This is a genomic window from Marinomonas sp. S3726, assembly GCF_000967665.1.
Classification (GTDB): Bacteria; Pseudomonadota; Gammaproteobacteria; order Pseudomonadales; family Marinomonadaceae; genus Marinomonas.
The window spans coordinates 107,421-122,892 of sequence record NZ_JXYC01000039.1 but is presented as its reverse complement, the minus strand read 5'-3'; the positions used below and the strand labels follow the sequence as shown (position 1 = coordinate 122,892).

The 15,472-nt window shown below is 37.3% G+C and carries 20 protein-coding genes; 15 read left to right on the top strand and 5 right to left on the bottom strand.

Translation table 11 applies throughout. The annotated features are described in order from the left end of the window. On the top strand, positions 1 to 546 hold a 546-nt coding region (locus TW85_RS23105), incomplete at its 5' end, for a hypothetical protein (protein ID WP_238326284.1). Positions 547 to 853: 307 nt separating this feature from the next. Here TW85_RS23105 and TW85_RS23100 read toward each other — a convergent pair. Both TW85_RS23100 and TW85_RS23095 read right to left on the bottom strand, forming a co-directional pair. Beyond that, positions 854 to 1,459 carry a BamHI restriction endonuclease gene (locus tag TW85_RS23100; protein ID WP_046019508.1) on the bottom strand — a complete coding sequence of 202 codons (606 nt, stop codon included), beginning with the start codon at positions 1,457 to 1,459 and terminating at the stop codon, positions 854 to 856. Then, positions 1,440 to 1,679 (bottom strand): helix-turn-helix transcriptional regulator, encoded by a 240-nt coding sequence (locus TW85_RS23095; protein ID WP_046019507.1) that lies wholly within the window; start codon positions 1,677 to 1,679, stop codon positions 1,440 to 1,442. Before TW85_RS23095 ends, TW85_RS23100 begins: the two co-directional genes overlap by 20 nt. 120 nt (positions 1,680 to 1,799) lie before the next feature. On the opposite strand from TW85_RS23095, the gene TW85_RS23090 reads away from it, so the two are divergent. The 10 genes from TW85_RS23090 (at position 1,800) to TW85_RS23045 (ending at position 10,629) form a co-directional block, all read left to right on the top strand. After that, a complete protein-coding gene (locus TW85_RS23090; protein ID WP_052702384.1) occupies positions 1,800 to 3,020 on the top strand; it encodes a site-specific DNA-methyltransferase in 1,221 nt (406 codons plus the stop codon). An 82-nt stretch (positions 3,021 to 3,102) separates the two neighbouring features. Beyond that, on the top strand, positions 3,103 to 3,447 hold the full coding sequence (locus tag TW85_RS23085) for a hypothetical protein (protein WP_046019506.1): 345 nt from the start codon (positions 3,103 to 3,105) through the stop codon (positions 3,445 to 3,447). Positions 3,448 to 3,937: 490 nt separating this feature from the next. After that, a complete protein-coding gene (locus TW85_RS23080) occupies positions 3,938 to 4,915 on the top strand; it encodes a transposase (protein WP_046019505.1) in 978 nt (325 codons plus the stop codon). Positions 4,916 to 5,193: 278 nt separating this feature from the next. After that, positions 5,194 to 5,619, top strand: coding sequence for a lysozyme inhibitor LprI family protein (locus TW85_RS23075; RefSeq protein WP_046019504.1), 426 nt, complete (start codon positions 5,194 to 5,196; stop codon positions 5,617 to 5,619). A 121-nt stretch (positions 5,620 to 5,740) separates the two neighbouring features. Further along, entirely contained in the window at positions 5,741 to 6,148 is a 408-nt protein-coding gene (locus tag TW85_RS23070; RefSeq protein ID WP_046019503.1) for a hypothetical protein, read from the top strand. Between the two features lie 96 nt (positions 6,149 to 6,244). Beyond that, the gene (locus TW85_RS23065; protein ID WP_046019502.1) at positions 6,245 to 6,634 is read left to right on the top strand and encodes a hypothetical protein; all 390 of its coding nucleotides are present in this window, start codon (positions 6,245 to 6,247) and stop codon (positions 6,632 to 6,634) included. Positions 6,635 to 6,689: 55 nt separating this feature from the next. Beyond that, positions 6,690 to 7,307, top strand: a complete 618-nt coding sequence (locus tag TW85_RS23060; RefSeq protein ID WP_046019501.1) for a GNAT family N-acetyltransferase — start codon at positions 6,690 to 6,692, stop codon at positions 7,305 to 7,307. Between the two features lie 532 nt (positions 7,308 to 7,839). Continuing rightward, positions 7,840 to 9,189 (top strand): sphingomyelin phosphodiesterase, encoded by a 1,350-nt coding sequence (locus TW85_RS23055; RefSeq protein WP_046019500.1) that lies wholly within the window; start codon positions 7,840 to 7,842, stop codon positions 9,187 to 9,189. A 202-nt stretch (positions 9,190 to 9,391) separates the two neighbouring features. Beyond that, positions 9,392 to 10,030, top strand: coding sequence for a DUF998 domain-containing protein (locus TW85_RS23050; protein WP_046019499.1), 639 nt, complete (start codon positions 9,392 to 9,394; stop codon positions 10,028 to 10,030). Positions 10,031 to 10,101: 71 nt separating this feature from the next. Further along, positions 10,102 to 10,629 carry a GNAT family N-acetyltransferase gene (locus tag TW85_RS23045; RefSeq protein WP_046019498.1) on the top strand — a complete coding sequence of 176 codons (528 nt, stop codon included), beginning with the start codon at positions 10,102 to 10,104 and terminating at the stop codon, positions 10,627 to 10,629. A gap of 169 nt (positions 10,630 to 10,798) precedes the next feature. On the opposite strand, the gene TW85_RS26625 is transcribed toward TW85_RS23045, so the two are convergent. Further along, positions 10,799 to 11,728, bottom strand: coding sequence for a fused MFS/spermidine synthase (locus tag TW85_RS26625; protein WP_272947181.1), 930 nt, complete (start codon positions 11,726 to 11,728; stop codon positions 10,799 to 10,801). Next, the gene (locus TW85_RS26620) at positions 11,712 to 12,356 is read right to left on the bottom strand and encodes a fused MFS/spermidine synthase (RefSeq protein ID WP_046019497.1); all 645 of its coding nucleotides are present in this window, start codon (positions 12,354 to 12,356) and stop codon (positions 11,712 to 11,714) included. Before TW85_RS26620 ends, TW85_RS26625 begins: the two co-directional genes overlap by 17 nt. Positions 12,357 to 12,610: 254 nt before the next feature. Between TW85_RS26620 and TW85_RS23030 the strand changes: the two genes are divergently transcribed. From TW85_RS23030 to TW85_RS23015, 4 genes are all read left to right on the top strand, one after another. Then, complete coding sequence (locus tag TW85_RS23030) at positions 12,611 to 12,958, top strand: cupin domain-containing protein (protein WP_046019496.1); 348 nt, start codon at positions 12,611 to 12,613, stop codon at positions 12,956 to 12,958. A gap of 176 nt (positions 12,959 to 13,134) precedes the next feature. Continuing rightward, positions 13,135 to 13,806 (top strand): HAD family phosphatase, encoded by a 672-nt coding sequence (locus TW85_RS23025; protein ID WP_046019495.1) that lies wholly within the window; start codon positions 13,135 to 13,137, stop codon positions 13,804 to 13,806. Positions 13,807 to 13,989: 183 nt separating this feature from the next. Next, complete coding sequence (locus tag TW85_RS23020) at positions 13,990 to 14,448, top strand: hypothetical protein (protein ID WP_046019494.1); 459 nt, start codon at positions 13,990 to 13,992, stop codon at positions 14,446 to 14,448. Positions 14,449 to 14,455: 7 nt separating this feature from the next. Further along, a complete protein-coding gene (locus TW85_RS23015; RefSeq protein WP_046019493.1) occupies positions 14,456 to 14,689 on the top strand; it encodes a hypothetical protein in 234 nt (77 codons plus the stop codon). A 162-nt stretch (positions 14,690 to 14,851) separates the two neighbouring features. Here the strand turns inward: TW85_RS23015 and TW85_RS23010 are convergent, their stop codons facing one another. Further along, entirely contained in the window at positions 14,852 to 15,418 is a 567-nt protein-coding gene (locus tag TW85_RS23010) for a type II secretion system protein (protein ID WP_238326283.1), read from the bottom strand. Positions 15,419 to 15,472: the final 54 nt, after the last annotated feature.

Below are 15,472 nucleotides of genomic sequence, written 5' to 3'. Positions count from 1 at the left end.
AGTGGGGAGTCATTATGTCTATATGAAATACATAGGAACTTCACGATGAGAAAGGCGATGATAGAGCCAAGTATATTTATTCATCACAATATATTTAAAGGCCTTGGTGACGATGGAGCCGACGGTTCTTTGATTCATCTTTTATTGAAAGGTCACTTGGTTGTTGAAGCTATACTTGTGAAAAATCTCCAGCACGCAGGCTATAGTGAGAAAGTATGGGCGTGGTCTTTTCCAAAAAAAGCTAAATTATGCTTAGAAAAAGGTTATGTGTGTAATGTTACTTATCAGGTTTGTATAGATATCAATAACATCAGGAACGACTTTTGTCATAGCCTTGGGCATAAAATAACTTTTTCTGAGGCATATGAAATGCTCGAACATTGGATGGAGCTAGGTCTGGATTATGGTGATGATTTACAGCTCGATTATGAATACTTGGAAGAAAACCTAGATACAGAAGGTATTTTCTATGAAACATTTACATACTTAATCTCTGACTTAGGTGCGCTTGCAAACGAAAAAGGTACTGGTATTGACCTTTACTAAATTTAAAACAGACACCAAGAATACTAACATGACATCCACTCCAACTTATCTTTTAAAACAAGCAATGTTATAGCACGCTTTGTCATTGTGCCCATTTTTAAAATATGTAGAATCAAATAGTTATGAGAAGGGCACGAAAATATCCGTGCCCGACAAGCAAATTTAGGAATTGAAATAACGCGCATGCGCGTTTAGCCAGGAAGGTCTTCAGTTGATAAGTAACCTTTCTTTAAATTAATTAAGTAGATGTGACGTTTTGGGTGCGGTGGATAAATCGGACAAATCGAGCGTGCGCATTATTAAAATGTTAGCTTCCTTGGAACTCCGCCCAGCCATCTGTACCTTTTGGGATAAGAGGTGAATTTTCATCTTCATATTCATGCTCAATCTCGATAACAGCAAGGTAACCGTTAGAAATATCAGGCCTTCTCCACTGAGGGAAATAGGGTTCTATTTCTTGAAAATTACCAATACGATCTGTGAGATATTTATACATAGCCCTAGATGGGAGTATTAATATCCCTCCAGTTAATGCGCCTTCGAGTATGCCTAAGACCATTTTGTTTAATGCTCTGTGGGAAGATGAAATGTTTCCAGTCTCCCACTCTAAAGCCAACACACTTCCATTTGGTAATGTTTTTACTGCGTCTAGGGGGCCAGGACGCATAGTGGACGTTATTCTTAACCTTTCTTCTAGTTGCCAGCCAAGCCCTTCTAAGTGAGACATGCAACCATTTTTAATTGGTTTAACACCATTGCCCTTTTTGGTAGGGTTAATTGAAAAGTATTGTGAGTTTAGTGGCCATACAACTTTTGATATAGATTCTTCAATTTCAGCGAGCACGTCATTGAATTGCTGTGTGTCAAAGAATCCGCCAGAGTTTATGAGTACTTCAGTCCTTGTGATTTTCATCTATCAAATCCGTAGTAAGTTTAATTAATTTGTAGGCAGGGATTTCAAGAGATGTCGAAATTGCAAGGATTGAGGTCAAGGACGGTTGTCTCTGGCCTCGCTCAAGCATCGATATAAAGGTTCTATCAAGCTCACAACTATGTGCTAGTTGTTCTTGTGAAAATCCTTTATTTGATCGAGCTTGTTTAAGAATTGTGCCGAATGCTTCTTCTGGTTTCATAACATCCCCCTTTTATAAGGGGAAGTTTGCTATGCTTGTAGACTATGGTCGACGGACTATAGTCTACAATTCTCATCTAAAAGCTGCTAAACTACGGATCAGGTCAAATTCGAGGCAAATATGGGTTATTCGGATCAATTTTTTAAGGCATTAGATATCACCAAGGGCAAAGGTGGTAATCTGGCAAAGTTTGCTAAACAGTGCGGACTAACAGCAAAAAAGCTCAAGTACTACAATGAGCATAATGTTGTACCCACTGGTCTTGATTTAGAAAATATTTTAAAAACTGGAAATATATCAGAGCTTTTACTTCGCCTTAAAATGGGGCGGCTAGATAAAGACATCATCGAAGCAATCCAACAAAATGCTGACACAATTCTTCCGCTTGTGGACTCTCATACGGCATCTGTTGAGTCACCAATGGTAGAATGTTCGTTGGAGTTTGAAACCGAATTAGGAAAACTCTACAAAGGTGACTGTTACGAATTACTGAAGTCAATAGAAAGCGATTCAATTGATCTAATTTTTGCAGATCCTCCTTTTAATCTAGACAAGCTATATCCATCGGAGATAAATGATAGCCTCCGGACTGAAAAGTATATTCATTGGTGTCAAGAGTGGATTAAGGAATGCTCTCGTGTTTTAAAACCTGGAGGTTCTTTATTTCTTTGGAATTTACCAAAATGGAATGCCGCTCTTACCTCCTATATTGAAGGAATGCTAACGTTTCGTCACTGGATAGGAGTAGATATTAAATATAGCTTGCCTATTCAGAACCGACTTTACCCATCTCACTACTCCCTCCTTTATTATATTAAAGGCGATAAGCCGAACACATTTCATCCAGATCGTTTAGCAATGGATGTTTGTTCCAAGTGTTTTCGTGAATTGAAAGATTATGGTGGTTATAAAGATAAAATGAATCCAGCTGGGATTAATATTAGTGATATTTGGACTGATATTCCACCAGTGAGGCATGCAAAATATAAAAGAAGAAAAGGCTCAAATGAGCTTTCGTTAAAGCTGCTAGATAGAATTATTGAAATGGCCTCAAATGAAGGTGACATTGTGTTTGATCCATTCGGTGGGTCAGGAACAACTTATATGGCTGCTGAACTTAAAGGAAGGAAATGGATCGGCTGTGAGATTGGTCCCGCAGATATAATCCAAGATCGATTTGAATTAATTGATGAAGAGCGTGAAATACTTGAAGGTTATCGGAAAGGAATAAATGCACTATTCCCGGAAAAGACTCGAAAAGAACGTGAAAAACGAGATTTGTGGACTTGTGAAACAGTTAGAAAGAAGAAACAGTCTGACTTATTCGATGAAAAAAGCTAACAAGGCGCTGCTACGGAAAATTTACTCGCTGGTGCTCCTAAATTTCCGCAGAGCGCGGCGTTAGCATTTTGAGGAGTAAGCATTGGAAATCGAAGAAATCGAAATGGTAAAGATTTACTGGGAAGAGTTTAAATATAGGCATGATCACTATTGGAAAAGCTTTTTCAAATTCTCTTTCGCCATTCTATTTTTACTTATATTGCCGTACGCATATAAAGAAAAATTGGATTCATTAGGCGATCTAAAAATTCTAGTTCCTATTTTATCATGCGTTTTATCCATTGTTTCTGCTTGGCTTTTAGCTGCAGAGTACGAGCGCATTAGGGTTACAAACTTAAAGTTTCAAGAGCTAAAAAAACCTCCGTTTAATGCCATAACTTTTGAAAATGTAGGTTTCAAAAAAATACTAAACCTTAAAACGAACTAATAGGACATATATGGACGCTCCCGTGCCGTCAAGGCAATAGTTACCCAAACCACTTTTTAATTCTGAATATTAAGTGGTTTTGTCTTTTTCTTATTAACCGCTTTTGACCTTTACCAATTCCACTAACTCGATGAAGGGTCGTACTAGACATATATCCGGCCTGTTATGAAAACGCTTTTTGTTGGTTTTCTGGCCTTGATGAGATCCGTACTTAACTGTCTTTATCACCCACTCGGTTTCAAGAACCTTGTCCTATCCAGACTGTCGTTAAGTGCGGAAAACCCGCTTTTACATCAAATGTTCGTCGACTTTGGTTAGATCTGTTTTGGTTGTTTAACTCTTTAGTTATTTTCTATCATGAAGTGGATACGGTTTTATAATCCTCATTTCGGTGAAGCAAAGTAGTACTAATAGGACACCCTTAACAATTTGATCTAATTCCATTCATGATCTAGTTTTATTGAATTCACTCAAGGATGAGGAATTTAATATGCCTAAACCACGTAAATCCCTAATAAGTCTTCAAGATACTTCTTACTATCATTGCGTCTCCCGTTGTGTCCGACGCGCCTTTCTATGCGGTAGCGATAAGCTCACAGGCCAAAGCTACGAACACAGACGAGGCTGGATAGAAGATAAGATATTGTCTCTTGCTGCTATTTTTGCGATAGATGTCTGCGCCTATGCGGTGATGAGCAATCACACCCACTTAGTCCTTCATGTTAATACTGAGAAAGCCAATAGCTGGTCTATCAGAGAAGTGCTTGAGCGTTGGCATCGTTTGCATAAAGGCACACAATTCACCGAAAAATATCTAGAAAACAAAGAAATGGCAGAGTTTGAGCTTGTATCTGTGTATGAGAGTTGTGAGAAATATCGAGAACGACTCACAGACATCAGCTGGTTTATGAGAGAGCTGAATGAGCCAATTGCTCGTATGGCCAACAATGAAGACAAATGTACAGGCCGATTCTGGGAGGGCAGGTTTAAGTCACAAGCGTTATTAGACGAGGCAGCTTTAGTATCATGTATGGCCTATGTCGACTTAAATCCAGTGCGAGCCAATATGGAAAAAAGACCAGAAACCTCGAAGCATACGAGTATCAAGACTCGTCTTGAAGTGGCCAAAGCGAATCAAACTCAACCAAAAACTTTATTTCCCTTTATTGGCTATGAAAGAGAAGATCAACCAGAAGGATTACCTTTTAAACTCATAGATTACCTTGAATTAATCGATCTCACAGGGAGGATTATGAGAGAGAACAAAAGGGGGAGTATTGATGTCTCTCTAGCGCCTATTCTTCAACGAATTAATCTCACGTCAGAGCAATGGTTAGAAGTCACAACAGGGTTTGAGAAACACTTTAAAGCCGCAGTTGGTTCAGAAGCTTACTTAGCTGAGTATTGTGAACACACTGAATTACAACGGCGATCGGGATTAGCGGCTTGTAAGCGGCTTCTTTCTTAGGTTTAGCTTACTAAATTCAGTTCTATTTTAATAAAACCTAAATATCGTTAACGCGAGGATTGCTCGTGGTTTCAGTTTGAAACACACTGCTAATTCTTTGTAATTGAGCTTCGATTTACAGATCTTTCTTACTTCTGATAAATAAAATACAAAAAAAATGGAAAAGTGGATTTCATTCAGCTGAAGTTATTTCTGATCTCTTTTAATATGGATGTCTTATTAAAAATTACGCTCCTAATTTTCTGGTGTGGTAGGCGTTAAGTTTACATGGAGTCTTGATGAAAATTTGTATTTTTCTAGTAGTGTTTTTTAGTTTTTCTGCGTTAGCGGAAGAAAATATAGATTGTGACAATGCTTGGACAACGCTTGCCATAAATCAGTGTATGTACAAAGACCTTGTGGCGGCCGAAAAAGTAATGGATAAATATTTGGCAAAAAGCCTTGAACGGTATTCGGAAGATGAGGTGTCTGTGTCTTCTATTAAAAAAGGGCAAGAGGCTTGGATCAGTTATCGAAAAGAACACTGTGGTGCGGTTTATGAAACATGGCGCGACGGCACCATCAGAACGGCTATGGGGTTAGGCTGCAATTTAGAATTAACTCATCAAAGAACCAAAGTTTTGTGGCAGTCATTTTTAACTTATGTTGATTCAACGCCCTCGCTACTTCCAGAGCCTAAAGCCTATACACCAAAGTCTTATTAAAAGTGCACTTAACAAGTTACTCAAAAGGACGCAAAATGTTTGGCTTGTGCTTCTTCGTCGCTAATTTTAACAAAGCATTTATGCGCCCAATTAGTAAGATATTACACAGCAAGGAGTGTGTGTGCTTAATCGTAAATTAGTTATGAGTATTTTTGTGCTGATGCTCTGCATGATGCTTATTTTTTTACCGATATATTCTGTTTTTGGTGGGTGGTTAAATCCTAGCTTTGAGCATGTAAAGCGGGCAGAAAATCACCTTCCAAATTCTAACCTGCTTCAAGTTGGTTTTGATTCTGGCAGCTATTCCTGTGTAAATGGAGAATGTGATTACAGTAACACGTATGATCTGAGACAATATATAAGTATTCCTAGCGCCAATAAAATTGTCACTATACACAGGTCATTTAAAGGTGAATGGACAGTGTCTGTGGAAGAAATCACCTTAAAATTATGGCTTTCATTAACAGCAATTTATGCGCTAGCAATAGTAGGTGTGTACTTTTCAGTTAGGGTGTTGAAGCGTGTGTAACAAACCGCACATACTAATAGAACACCCACTCCAATTTTTAACACCGAAAATTTTAAATAAATATCTCAAAATTAGTTATTAGTTTTGGAATTAATAATGTTTGATGAAACTAATATATTTACCTTAGAAAACGCAGCAGTACTTTTTACTCTTGTTTTGTTCTTTCTGTTTTTTATGATGATTGTGAACGTTATCAGATTTAGCTTAGCGTCTAGTAAATTTAAAAAATATACGAAAGAAAAATTACAGTTAAATCAGAAAGAAAATAGGCGGGAAAAGGTATATTTCTATGAAAATGAGTCGTTTATATATTTAAAGTTTTTACTTAAGAGAAAATTTTTAGATTCAAGTGATAAAAGTTATATTGAAGCGGGAAATAAGTCTTTTAGACTATATTTAATTTTTGTATTTAATGTTTTTTTGTTTATGGTGGCTTTCATCACTTTTGTTATACTTTTTGGAGAGTATATTCATAATCTGAAATAACGGAGTCAAGAAGCTCTAATAGAACACCTACTCCAATTCTAAAAAAGGCTATCAAATGGCTATTTATATTGAAAAAGGTTGGCTTGTAGAAAATTCAACTCTAATTGCAGAGCTATACGAAGAGGCATTTGGTTCGAAATTTTGCCGAGCTATTCCTGATAAAACAAACCGTATCTTGATGCTTTCTAAGAGTTTTCAGCCCGAATATTCATTTGTTGCTTATCGCGAAGGCAGCATTGTTGGCTTATCCGGTTTCAATGTTACTACTGGCTCTTTAACAGGTGGTATTGGTGTTAAAGGGCTGGTTAAAAGTCTTGGTTTTTTTCGTGGACTTTGGGCATGTGCAGTATTTAGTCTTTTTGAGCGAAAGCCTGAAAAGGGTGAGCTCGTGATGGATGGTATTGCCGTAATTAGTGAGTGTCGAGGGCAAGGGATTGGGTCCTTATTACTAGATAAAATCATTAAATATGCGAAAACGAGTGGCTTTGAGTCTGTAAGGTTAGATGTCATTGACAGCAACCCACGAGCCAAAAAACTATATGAGTCAAAAGGCTTTGTTGCAGTAAAAACAGAGCGTTTTCCATATTTGAAGTGGTTAGTAGGCTTTTCTGGTTCAACAACAATGAAGCTAGACCTAAGAGAGCATACTAATAGAACACCTACTCCAATTTGATCTAATTCCATTCACTATCTAGCTTTATTTGATTCACTCAAGGGTGAGGAGTCCAAAATGCTCTCTTTGAGTTAATTGTAAACTCCTAATAATTCTTACTCTCATTTTTTAGATAAGCACCTATTACCACTGCGTTTCTTGCTGTGCTTTCAATTAGAAGGCGTGTGTTTTTTAGGGGAGCACACTCCCTTGGTGCTGCAAGTTGGCACTGAAGAAGCAAATAATTGGTACTTACCTAAATAAAAGCATCACCTGTACTCTAAATAGAAATGCACTACCTATAATGATTTTTAATTCGAAAATTCTAGGTTAACACGACCTTATTTTTCTGATCACGCCTATGCTGTTGATGGTATAAATTATACAAAGTGTCATGCCCACGTAATGCACATGATTTAGTTTTAATGGTGTGACTCTGTTTTCACTCACTGAGCCTTATCATGGCTTTACGGTTTATAAAATACCGGTCTATGGCATGAGTGAGGTACAGCAGAACATTCAAATCAAACAATTAAAAGAAAGGAGTCTGTGTATGATCATATTGAAGCAATGCCGAGCGATCGGTTTAGTCATTGTCTGTGTTTTATCAAGCTTACTATCGGGCCAAGCGTTGGCAGAAAGCTATGTGTATTTAACCAACAATACAATGGAAACCTTGACCCTTACTACGCAACAGACTGGACACGACAATATTCGTCATGGGGACCAATGGCAACAATTGGCTGCTGAAGTGCCACCATTAGGCACGGTTAAGTTTCTACGTTTTAATCGCGACCAAGGCATTAAATGGGGAAAAGAATATATTTTTACAACTGAAGTTAATGGTGCGTCGGAGCCGGTTTTTTTAAAGCAAAAATTACTCGGCACCAGCACATTTAGTAAAATGTGGCTTAGTGGTCAGGATGATCCATGGCACTATGATCGTGATATCCATCATGTGTCTTTAATTGATCAGCAACAAATTTTGGCATTTAAATCTTCTTCAGCCAGAGCATCAGGCGATGATATCCACTATGTGATCCACGAAAAGTTTAATCAATCAGAAAAGTCTCAATACGCTAATGAGCTAAATGTACTGACTTACAATACCTGGGCATTACTGCCACCGCTTGCCTCAAAAAATACGGGTGATAGGTTAGGCACTATCGCTGAGTATATGACCCATTACGATGTAGTGGTCTTTCAAGAAGTGTTCGACCCCATTTTAACTGCGAAATTTAGAGCAAAAGTTGCTCAGACTTACCCCTATATGACGGAGATCCCATGGCAAGTGGGTAAAATTTTGACGGGAGGTTCATTTATTGCGAGCCGCTGGCCTATCGAAGCTCAAGACGCGGTAGTCTATGACGCGTGTCGAGGAGACGGATGTTTCGCTAGTAAAGGGATGAATTATGCGAAAATAAGAAAAGGCAGTAATGCGTTTCATATTTTTGGGACCCACACACATGCCTATACCAGTGAGCAAGATGTCACGGTGCGTTTTGAGCAATTGGCACAGTTGAAACGCTTTATTGAAAGCAAGCAGATTCCATATCAAGAGCCTGTGATTATGGCGGGTGATTTTAATGTGGATAAAATTAACTATCCGCAAGAGCACTTAGACTTTTTGGCCTTGTTGAATGCCACAGAGCCTGAAGCCACTGGCGCTTATCCATATTCATACGCTGGCCCAGTTAACATTTATGCTGATGAAGCCTTTAATGAATACTTAGATTACGTTTTATATAGTAATGACCATATTGCACCTTACGCTTCAGAAAATAAAATGCTGACACCGCGTAGTATCGACAGCCAGCATTGGCAAAGCTGGGATTTGTCTGACCACTATCCCGTAGAAGGGCGTTTTGCATTTCCATTGGCACCAGAATACATGCTTTTCTAAAAAAGCTGCACAGCACACAGCGGGCTAACTTTTGTGTGGAAACGTGAGGATAAAGGCCGTCAATTTTGGATGGGTGTTATTAAGCGATTAGGTTGAATGAGAATTCTAATCGGGCACCCATTTCAATTCTGCTGAAGTTATTTCTGATCTCTTTTAATATGGATGTCATATTAAAAATTTAGACAAACCATCTGAGGCTCGTATGTTGAATAGACAAAATTTACTTTTAGTTTTCCCAATATTGAGCCTAGTTTGGTTTGCTGGAACAATCATTGTTGCAGGCTTATATTATCCTGAATATAGCCATATAACTCAGTTCATCAGTGAGCTTGGCGCAACTGGCTCTCCACATGGCGGGTATGTTAATTATTTAGGCTTTATTCCTACCGAGATCTTTATACTGGCATTTGTATTTAGTTGTTTTTCAGTCGCTCCTAAAACAAGGAAAAGTATAACAGGGCTTAGCTTTATTGCTGCTTATGCGGTAACTCTTTGTATTTCTGCATTATATCCATGTGATTTTGAATGTAGGCCTGTTGAACCTACGATTTCCCATAATATTCATATGTTGTCTGCTTTCCCTGGTTATTTATGCGGAATAATCTCAATATTTATTTTGTCATCTGGTTCGTCATTTACAGGGCAACTTAACGTTTTTAAATATGTAAGCTTTACCATTGGAGGCGTTTGTATTTACGCATTCTTAAATTTAGATCCTAATTCCCCCCTTGTCGGTGTGTATCAACGATCCTTAGATTTAATGATATATTTATGGTTTATATATTTTGCTTATAGCCTGAATCAAAGTGTGTCTAACAAAGCCATTAAGTCTAACGCGTAACAGTTTATTCAGCTTCGCTTTACGTTTAAGCAAGCTATCGGACGGGGCGTTATAAAGCCTAAGGAGATGTCATGCAATTTTCAGATGAAAGAATCAAACTTCTACCATTTCAAAACTCTGATTTTGAGTGTTTTCTAGAAATTATTACCTGCCCACAAATGATGAAACATGTTTATGACCCTTTGACTTATGATGAGGCTAAATCTTCTTTTGAAAAAAGATTGCCACCTTGGGAGCTTGATAGTGATAAATGGCGCTCTTTTAGTATCAGTGAAATTATAAATGGTGGAAAATTGGGGTTCATATCTATCAGAATTGTTAATCATGAAGCTAAAATTGCTGAAGTAGGCTTTATGATTAAAGCAAGCGCTCAGGGTAAAGGCATAGGTCGTAAAGCGCTTAAACTTATTAAACAGTATGCATTCGATACTTTAATGCTAAATAAATTGGTTGCTTATTGTTCTGTAGATAATGCTGGCTCATCTGGCTTACTAGAGAAAGAAGGTTTTATCCGTGAGAATCGTTTAAAACAAAACACCTTAATAAATCATCAATACAGAGATGATTATGCGTATGGGTTAAGTAAGCCTGCTTTATAGCAAGTTGTTAGGTAAGGAAAAAGAATCGGCTTTGTTAAATTTTATCTACTTTCAATAAAAACAGGTCTCAACTTTAAAGTATTTAGGATTCAAGCAACCCGCTATGCTTCTTAAAGAGCTATAGCGGGTTGTTTAAAAAATGTGTCGCACTTAGAGCTTGGAGTCGAGATTATTTAAGCAGTAAATTAGCGGGTGAATATTGGTCTGTGAGAATACGAGTGTCTGCAGGCCAAAGTGAGTTTAGTGTGGCGAGTTCCATTGCTTTCACTAAGTCTGATACATCGATGCCAAAGGGGCTCAAAGCTTTTATTAATTGGTTAATACGTTGCTCAGAAACATTGAGCTTGGTTAAAGGTTTTTTGCCCGCCAAAATCACTCGATTTTGCTTAAGGTCATTTTTAATACTAAAGAAGTCACCAAATACCGAATGGTAGGTAGCAGATTCATGTAAGAAGAGTTGGCTGCCTATAAAGGTGTTAGAGGACAGGAGGCCGTTAGGTTTTAGTATGTCCTTCGCTTCTGATAAAAACTCTTTCGTCAAAAGGTGTTCCGGAATATATTCGCCATTAAAGGCATCTAGAATTATCCAATCAAAGTGCTGCTTTTTTAAGCGTGCCCGTTTGATATAGAGGCGACCATCTTGGCTGATGGTTTTAACTTTCTCGTTTTCAACTAAATTAAAATGATCTCTTGCCACTTTAATCATAGCTGGGTCAATTTCAATATTGGTGATGTTAGTTTCGGGTAATAATTGATGTAATGCGTTTGAAAGGGAGCCTCCACCAAGACCAATAATGAGTATATCTTTTGGTTGATCGTTAAGTAGTAAAGCACTGAAAAGTAACTTGGTATAGTTAAAAACAAACTTATTGGGCTGGTCCTTAAACATGCAAGATTGGTTGATATTAATGGCCTTAACATTGAACTTTATGCAGCGAATATCATTTTCATCCTCTACTAGAATTGTGTGATACAAGGAAGGCTCTTGATGAATGACTTCTGCACTAAGAGAGGCTGTTGAGGCTACAAGGCAATAGATTAAGAGGTATCGAATTAAAGTCATCATATAGCCTTTCGTTATTTTATTTTTTATAAACATGGGATGCCTCATTTTCAATCCTAGCGCCTTTGCTTACTGCAATATTCATAGTAATGAGGCCAAGGCTTATGAGTACTAAGCTAAAACCTAAAACAATTTGGTTAATATCAAAGAGTAATACGAGATAGAAAGAGGTAATGATGGTTCCTAAAGCACTGCCTAAGGTTGAGACGAAATAGAGTTTGCCTGCTATTTTTCCACTTTCATTGTGGTTATCAACTAATAAGCGAACACTATAGGGAGATATCATGCCTAGAATGATGGTTGGGATTAGAAATAGGCAGGATGAGGCAAGGAGTGAACCATAACGTGTATCTTCAATATTGATGAAAATTAGTTCCATTATATTGTTTGAGTAGAAAACAATAGGCAGCACCCAAAGGCCTGCAAAGATATAAATAAAAGCAAACATTTTGAGGGATCTGGTAGAGACCGACAGCTTTCCACCTAATAAATACCCTATGGATAGACTCACCATAAAGACAGTAATAATGCTGCCCCAAATATGAATACTGGAACCAAAAAAAGGCGCTAGAATTCGTCCACCTAACAGCTCAATCCCCATGATGCTAAAGCCACTACAAAAACAGAGTGTGTAGATGAGGGCGCGCCTACGTAAATCATTCATATGAAAACCTGATTGAATTAGGGTTAATAAGCTAGATGCTTAACGAATAAGCTCTTTTAAAAGTTAGCCTAAAAATAAGTGATTGCTTTATATGATAAAATCAAAAAACGAATTCCAATATTACGCTGCTTAATTTATTTTTAAAAGTGACATAAATGCGAAGTTATTAGAACAGGCACTCCAAAATTAAATGCTTTATCAAGGCTGTCTATTTCAATTAGCATAAAATGTTATATGCACAGGGAAACTTATAGATGATTCGCAACTTTCTTGAAACAGAAAAACAAATTCGATCAGCTCACGATGGAGAGGGGGTTACAGAATTATATGAAATCTGGAGTAAATCAGATTTCATAAGTAGTTGCGACTTTATTGATAGGCAGGTGATACCCCCTAATTCTACCGTTGGTTATCATAAACACGGTAATAACGAAGGAATGTATATTATCCTTGAAGGCACAGGAACAATGACTATTGCTGGCCAACAAGTTAAAGTGAAAAAGGGGGATATGATAAAAAATCCACCTTATGGAGAGCATGGTTTAATTAATGATTCAGGCGCTAATATAGATATTTTAATCATTCAAATGGGCCTTGAGTAACGGGTTTTATCTAGTTTCTATCTATAGTTTCTATCCAGACATCACTCCAATTTTTAATCCTAAAGTGAAACGCTTTATCATGATTGCCCTTTTAATAACTTTTATCTTAACAAGAAGTTTTACGGTTTCTATGCGAGAATGGCGCCTTTAATTTTTGATGATAGACTTAGATAAAAATGAATTTTGACGCTGCTATTTTTGATATGGATGGTTTGCTACTCGATACCGAGCGAGTATGTATGAGGGTGTTTAAGCAGACATGTGCGACACAAAACGTTCCTTTTCTGGAAGATGTCTATTTATCTATTATTGGCTGTAATTCAGCAGGTATTGAGAAAATACTACGCGATGGTTATGGGGCAGGGCTTGATTACCCTGCGCTACATAATGAGTGGAAAGAGCGCTATAAAGCGATAGTGATGCATCAAGCTATCCCAGTTAAAGAGGGTGTTATTGAGCTACTTGAATGGTTTAATCATCACAAAATTGCGTTAGCCGTCGCGACTTCCTCTAATAAAGAAGTGGCATTAACTAAGCTTCGCTTAGCGAAACTTGATCACTACTTTTCAACGATCACAACCGGTTGTGAAGTTAATCATGGCAAACCTGACCCTGAAATCTACCTATTAGCCGCAGAGCGGTTAGCGATTGAACCTTCTCGTTGTCTTGCATTTGAAGATTCAAATAATGGAACCAAGGCTGCGGTCGCAGCAAATATGGAAACTTACCAAGTACCTGATCTTGTTAAGCCTTCAGACGAGATTATCGCCCTTGGACATGAAGTTTATCCTTCGTTGTCCCATGTGCTGCAAAAATTAAAAGGAGCTTTATCCCTCGACCTTGTTTAAATACCTATTCTTATTTATTACGCGCTGCACAGTTTAAAGAAACGATCTCTCTTAGAGTCGTTGTCTTAATTAAAACAGAAGCTTATCCTGATGAATTATTAAAATCGAACATGGATGGTATCCAATGAGCTACGAGCATAAAGGAAAAAAGTTAAAGTAAAGAATGGATGGATGGAAATAACAATGCATTATGAAGATTTGAGCGAATATAAGTATTATCTCACCAAACCATTAAAGAATGTAATAAATATTGGATGGTTAAATAGTGTGAGCAGTCATACAGAAAAGCCATTTTATAAAAGTGAAGGCTTTTTATTAAAACTAAAGGATATTATAATTGGTAATTCTGTTGTCAACGCTCATGTAAACCTTGTTCGATCAACAGAGCCTTGTCTAGTTAGCGGTTGCGAACCCATTTGGATTGAAAATGATGAGTCTAAATGTTGCCTAGGGGCTTCAGAAATTTGGATTCCCACTACTAAGAAAGGATTTTATTTTGCCTCACCATCTATGATCTATCACTATATCTCTGACCACAATTATATTCCGCCTAAGGCTTATATTGATGCGGTAATACGATTTGATTTAGCAAAAAAATATAATGCTCAAAAAATTTACTTAATTGAATCTAATAAAAAGTGATGCCATTTTGAGACAAAATGAAGCAAATAAAAAATTAAAAACTTTAATTGATAGAGTGATTTTACATAAATTTGAGAGAGATAATATACTAAATATTTTAATAAATAGTGATGATGAAAGAGTTCCTATTAGAGTAGTTCATACTAAGATTGTTGAATATAGAAAGAAGTACTCTATATATATCCCATTTACAGATGATGAAAGAGAAATGATTGATATTATTTTTCATTATTGGGGGTGAAAAAATATCAAGACGCATGAAGGAGCTCTGTGTTGTAAAAAATAGCAGCTCAAACAATTATTCTATCTTGAAATTTAATCCTGCTTATATTTAAGCCACGCTTACATTAATAATAGTGTCAAATTATGTTGGTTCTATCACTTTCATTAGCTATGCAAGTTGTTATGGTAACTTGTATTCATTCCCTGTCATGCAAACTATCCATACGAAGCGTCCGCCGTTGTATCTCACCACGCCTTTTGAGTCGATATTAGCTTCGTTGCTCACACCATCAATTTTTTCATTAATGCCTTTGGCCACTTCTTCAGGCACTCTCCATATACAGGCAGCAATTTTGCACGAAGTTGAGTTTGCATTGCAGCCTTCTGGTGTACTGCCTTTGCTCCATTCGGTATCTTCTTTTACAAGTAATTGAGCTGCAGTGTAATCGGGATGGCTCACATACTGTTCAAACCCAAACCAATCATTATTGTATGGCAGGTACGGACCGTTCCAGCCTTTTGTTCCTGGGTCTTCAATGAGATAGTCGATTGCAAGATAACCATATTCAACATTCGTATCTGACGTAATGGGAAGCACGTACCCTGTATCTTGCTCGTATCTATCCGCTGCCTCAAGCATTGCTCGCAATTCATTAATAACCTTGTCTTGCTCAGTATCAAAGTTTTCATTGGCTGTTACTGAAAGTGATAATAAAGCAATCAGAATTGTAGAAAGCGTTTTTGTCATTCTTATTCTCATGGTTCTAATTAGGATATTTGATATGTTTAAAGTCGTCTTGCG